A 5,453-nucleotide genomic window follows, 5' to 3' on the forward strand; every position below is an offset into this window, starting at 1 on the left:
GCCGGTCGGCCGCAAGGTCACCCTGAGCGACATTGCCGCGGGCTGCGACGTCTCCCGCGCTACCGTTTCGCTGGTCCTGCGGGGCAGCCCGCTGGTCAACAAGCACACGCGCGCCCGCGTCGAGGAAGAACTGCGACGCCAGGGCTATGTGTACAACCGCGCCGCGGCGAATCTGCGACGGCGCACCTCATCGAGCATTGCGCTGGTCCTCAATGACCTGGCCAACCCGTTCTTCGCGGAATTCGCCGCGGGCGTGGACGAGGTGCTGGGCGACACCGGCTACGTGACCTTGCTGGGCAGCAGCAGCGAGTCCACCGAGCGCGAATTGGCGGTGCTCGGCTCGCTGATGGAGCACGGGCCGGCCGGCATCATTCTTTCGCCGGCCGAAGGCAGCGACGCGCAACAACTGCTTTCCGCCGTCGGCGGGGTGACGCCACTGTTGCTGTTCAACCGCGAAGTGAGCGGCGACGTGGCGGCTTGCGATCACTGGGACCGCCTGTTCCTGGACAACCAGCGCGGTGCGCGCCTGGCCACCGAACACCTGATCGGCCAGGGCCACAAGCTGATCGCGTTCTACGGCGGGCATCTAGGGTCCAGCTCCTGCCGCCAGCGCCGCGCGGGCTACATGGAAGCGATGAAAAACGCCGGCCTCGCGGTGGAACCGAACTGGATGGTCGAATGCATCCCCAACCGCCTGGATGCCGTGGCGCAGAGCGAACAACTGTTCAAGGGCAAGCAGGCGCCCACCGCCGCCGTTTGCTACAACGATGCGGTGGCGCTGGGCCTGATGCTGGGCCTGCATCAGCGCGGCCTGCAGCCGGGCCGCGATTTCGCCCTTACCGGCTTCGACGACATCGCCGAAGCAGCAGTCAGCGCACCGCCGCTGACCACGCTGGCGGTGACGCCACGCGACCGCGGCCGGCAAGCCGCGGAACTGATCCTGCAGCGCGTCAAGGATCCCGCTCCTCCCCCCCGTCAAACCATTGCTCCCGTGCAATTGCTGATACGCGCCAGCAGTTGCCCGCCGCACGCCTGATCACACGGATTCCATCATGGCTTTTACTGCAGTAACACCGCCGTCTTCTGGATCGTCGACGACGTCCACCGACAACCGCTACACGTATTACCCGCTCGCGCTCACCGTCATCACGACGGTGTTCTTCATGTGGGGCTTTCTCACCTGCCTCAACGATATTCTGATTCCGCATCTCAAAGCGGTGTTCGAATTGAACTACGCGCAGGCGATGCTGGTGCAGTTCACCTTTTTCGGTGCGTATTTCCTCATGTCGCTGCCTGCGGGCCGCGTAGTGGCGCATCTGGGCTACAAGAAAAGCATCGTCGCCGGGCTGGTGATTGCCGGTATCGGCGCACTGGGTTTCTGGCCGGCGGCAGGCTTGCGTTTGTATCCGGCGTTTCTGGGCGCATTGTTCGTGCTCGCCACCGGCATCACGGTGCTGCAAGTAGCCGCCAATCCGTACGTGGCACTGCTCGGGCCCGAGAAAACCAGTTCCAGCCGGCTTACCCTGGCGCAGGCGCTCAACTCCTTCGGCACCACTATCGCGCCGGTGTTCGGCAGCCTGCTGATCCTTTCCACGCAAGTGAAGAGTGCCGCGGAGATCACGCAGCTTTCAGCCGCACAGCAGATTCTCTATCGCGCCCAGGAAGCCCAGTCCGTGCAGACGCCCTACATCGGCTTGGCCGTGGTGCTGGTGCTGCTGGCGCTGTTCGTGTGGCTGTTCCGCCTGCCCACGCTGGAGGAAACCACCGAGAAGGCCGATACGGGCCATCACACGCTGCTCGATGCGCTGCGTTATCCGCACGTGCTGTTCGGCGTGCTGGGTATTTTTTTCTACGTGGGCGCGGAAGTGTCGATCGGCAGCTTCCTGGTCAACTACATTGCCGAGCCGAACATCGGCCATATGAGCGAACAGGACGCCGCGCACTACGTGTCGCTTTACTGGGGCGGCGCGATGGTCGGCCGCTTCATCGGCTCGGTGCTGCTGGCCAAGCTGTCGCCGCGCAAGCTGTTGGCCGTGTTCGCCGCCATCAACGTGCTGCTGCTGATCGCCACCATGAGCACCAGCGGCAACACCGCGATGTACAGCATCGTGGCGATCGGCCTGTTCAACTCGATCATGTTCCCGACCATCTTCTCGCTGGGCATCGAACGCATGGGGCCGCTCACCGGCAAGGCGTCGAGCTTGTTGATCATGGCGATTGTCGGCGGCGCGCTGGTGCCGTTCCTGCAAGGCACGCTGGCGGACACCATCGGCATCCAGCATGCCTTCGTGCTGCCGGCGTTGTGCTATGCCTACATCGTGTTCTACGGAGCGAAAGGCTCGCACATTCGTAGCGCCCCGGTTGCCCCGGCTTCCCAATGACGCGCGCCCTCCCCTGCTTGCACGGGAGGACTGGAACGGGCTGAACACTCGTCCCCCTTCCGGACTCCTGCTGCAAGCAGAGGAGCACCAAAAGAATCGGGCACCACGCATCCATTTTCGAACAGCGCGCAGCCTTCTAATAACAAATTATCTTTTTGCCTTGGGATCCTTTCGATGAAACGTTCCATCCTCTGCTTCGGCGAGGCCTTGATCGACATGCATGGCGAAGGCAGCGATGGCCACGGCTTTGCACGTCACTTCACTCCTTTCGCCGGCGGCGCACCCGCCAACGTCGCGGTGGCGGTGGCCAAGCTCGGCAGTCATGCGCGTTTTGCCGGCATGCTAGGCCTCGATCGCTTTGGTGATTTCCTGCTGCACAGCTTGCAGCAGGCCGGCGTGGATACTGCGGACATCGTGCGTACCGGTGAAGCCAACACTGCGCTGGCCTTCGTCACCCTGGATGCCCGCGGCGAGCGCAGCTTCGCGTTCTATCGCCCGCCTTCGGCCGACTTGCTGTTTCGCATCGAGCATTTTCGTGCGCAGACGTTCAACGATACGGCCGTGTTCCACGTCTGTTCCAACAGCATGACCGACCCCGATCTCGCCGAAGTCACGCTTACCGGCATGCGGCGTGCACGGCAGGCTGGTGCGCTGGTGAGCTTCGATCTCAATCTGCGCCCCGCGCTGTGGCCGCGCAACGTCGACGCGCGCCCGCACACATGGCCGGCGTTGCTGCTGGCCGATGTGGTGAAGTTGAGCGCCGAGGAGTTCGACTGGCTTGCCACCGAGGGCGAGGAGGCGATGCTCCAACGCCTGTGGACCGGCCATGCGCGTCTGCTGATCGTGACCGATGGCTCCCATCCGCTGCGCTGGTTCCATCCGGATGTACAAGGCGAGCTGCCCTGCTACGACGTGCCGATGGTCGACAGCACCGGTGCGGGCGATGCCTTCGTCGGCGGCCTGCTGTACCAGTTCGCCAACATGGCCATCACGGCGGCCAACCTCGATGCCTGGGTGGCGACGTTGCCGCGCCTGCACGCCGCGCTGCGCTTCGCCAGCGCCTGCGGCGCAGTGGCGGTGACGCGGCACGGCTCCTTCGCTGCCATGCCGCACGCCACCGAGGTCGAACACTTCATGGAGACCTACGCATGACTACGCCGGCCCACCCCGATTTCCGCTCCGAAACCTTCCTGCGCGAACACATCGCGCGGACCATGGCGTTCTATCATCCGCGTGCGATCGATCCGAACGGCGGCTTCTTCCACTATTTCCGCGATGACGGCACCGTGTACGACGCCAGACACCGGCACCTGGTGAGCAGCACGCGCTTCGTCTTCAACTACGCGATGGCGGCGATCGAATTCGGCAAGCCGGAATACCTCGATGCGGTACGCCACGGCCTGCGCTACCTGCGCGACGTGCACCGCGACGCCAGCACCGGCGGCTATGCCTGGACGCTACGCGATGGCAAGCCGGACGACCGCACCAACCACTGCTACGGCGTGGCCTTCGTCTTGCTCGCCTACTCCACCGCATTGAAAGCCGGCATCACCGACGTGACCGCATGGATGGACGAAACCTGGCAACTGCTGGAAACGCATTTCTGGGATGCGCAGGCCAATCTCTATCGCGATGAAGCCGATCCCCAATGGCACTTCAGCACCTACCGCGGCCAGAACGCGAACATGCACATGTGCGAGGCGATGCTAGCCGCGTATCAGGCCAGCAGAGAGCCTCGCTACCTCGATCGCGCACTCACGCTCGCACGCAGCATGACGCAGCATCAGGCCAAGCTCGCTGATGGCCTGGTCTGGGAGCACTATCGCCAGGACTGGAGTATCGACTGGGATTACCACCGCGACGATCCCAAGCACCTGTTCCGCCCATGGGGTTTCCAGCCCGGCCACCAGACCGAGTGGGCGAAGCTGCTGATGATCATGGAACCGATGCTGCAGGAACGCGGCGAGAACGAAGCATGGATTCTGCCCACCGCGCAGCATTTGTTCGACACCGCACTCGCGCACGCATGGGATCCGGTACATGGCGGCATCTGCTATGGCTTTGCGCCCGACGGCAGCGTTTGCGACGGCGACAAATACTTCTGGGTGCAGGCCGAATCGCTGGCTGCCGCCGCGCTGCTGCACGCCCGCACGGGCGACGCGAAGTACGACGAGTGGTACATGAAGCTGTGGGCGTACTCATGGGAGCACTTCATCGATCACACATACGGCGCGTGGTATCGCATCCTCACGCAGTACAACAAGAAGTACAGCGACGAGAAAAGTCCTGCAGGCAAGGTGGACTACCACACCATGGGCGCGTGCTATGAAGTGATGGCCTTGATCCGCCATGGCGGCAAGCCTTGATGGGATAAATGACTGTCACGTTCGCTTTTTTCACCCCAAAAGCCCGCGCAATGCGGGCTTTTTCTTGCCCCAGGAAATGCTGCGCCGCAGCTTGTGGCGCCTCATTCAACCTTATTATCCTAAAATACGACAAATGAAAACGGTCCGGAACACGGCCTGGTTTTTCGGGGAAGTTTGCACCAAGCCTTGTTTTGCGCCGTGCCTGGCGAACGCTGAAAAAATGGCTTGCGGGCCATGGCGTTTTCCAGTGGAGATGAGTGTGACGTCGACATGAAACCTGCCGGCAGGAAGGGCACCGTGTCACGCGACATCGCATTCGTTATTCGTGGTGGGCAACGTAGTTCCAACGGGAGGGGTAATCGATGCAACGCAATCCAATGGCGCTTTCGGTGCGCTCGGCGCTGGCGGCGATGGGTATCGCCAGTTTGATCGGCTATAACGTACAGGTACACGCGCAAACCAGCGCACCGGCAGCATCCACGGCCGCACCGTCAGGTGCAGGCAGCAGCGCCGACGGCAAGGGCACCAACAAAACCGACAACAAGAAAAAATCCACCAGCCTCACCGCCATCACCGTTACCGGACAGCTCGCCGCCATCCAGCGCGCGCAGTCGATCAAGCAGGATGCGGTCAACGTCGTCGACTCCATTTCCGCTGAAGAGGCGGGCAAATTCCCCGATCCGAACGTTGCCGACGCCCTGCAGCG

4 protein-coding genes and 1 pseudogene are annotated in these 5,453 nt (G+C 62.9%); all 5 read left to right on the top strand.

Going from position 1 to position 5,453, the window contains the following annotated elements:
* The coding region (locus VMA74_RS04410) for a LacI family DNA-binding transcriptional regulator (RefSeq protein WP_325365193.1) at window positions 1–1,036 on the top strand (1,036 nt) is incomplete at its 5' end.
* A 16-nt stretch (window positions 1,037–1,052) separates the two neighbouring features.
* Window positions 1,053–2,381 carry an L-fucose:H+ symporter permease gene (gene fucP / locus VMA74_RS04415; RefSeq protein WP_325365195.1) on the top strand — a complete coding sequence of 443 codons (1,329 nt, stop codon included), beginning with the start codon at window positions 1,053–1,055 and terminating at the stop codon, window positions 2,379–2,381.
* Window positions 2,382–2,555: 174 nt separating this feature from the next.
* A complete protein-coding gene (locus tag VMA74_RS04420) occupies window positions 2,556–3,533 on the top strand; it encodes a carbohydrate kinase (protein WP_325365197.1) in 978 nt (325 codons plus the stop codon).
* Window positions 3,530–4,747, top strand: coding sequence for an AGE family epimerase/isomerase (locus VMA74_RS04425; RefSeq protein ID WP_325365199.1), 1,218 nt, complete (start codon window positions 3,530–3,532; stop codon window positions 4,745–4,747). The genes VMA74_RS04420 and VMA74_RS04425 overlap by 4 nt, the downstream gene beginning before the upstream one ends.
* Window positions 4,748–5,109: 362 nt before the next feature.
* Window positions 5,110–5,453 (top strand): annotated as a pseudogene (locus tag VMA74_RS04430) (hypothetical protein); the annotation flags it as partial.

This window comes from Dyella sp. (genome assembly GCF_035508675.1).
GTDB lineage: Bacteria > Pseudomonadota > Gammaproteobacteria > Xanthomonadales > Rhodanobacteraceae > Dyella_B.

Coding starts and splice junctions, on each gene's coding strand:
- VMA74_RS04425 (WP_325365199.1), top strand. CDS start 3,530: ATGACTACGCCGGCCCACCCCGATTTCCGCTCCGAAACCTTCCTGCGC.
- fucP (WP_325365195.1), top strand. CDS start 1,053: ATGGCTTTTACTGCAGTAACACCGCCGTCTTCTGGATCGTCGACGACG.
- VMA74_RS04420 (WP_325365197.1), top strand. CDS start 2,556: ATGAAACGTTCCATCCTCTGCTTCGGCGAGGCCTTGATCGACATGCAT.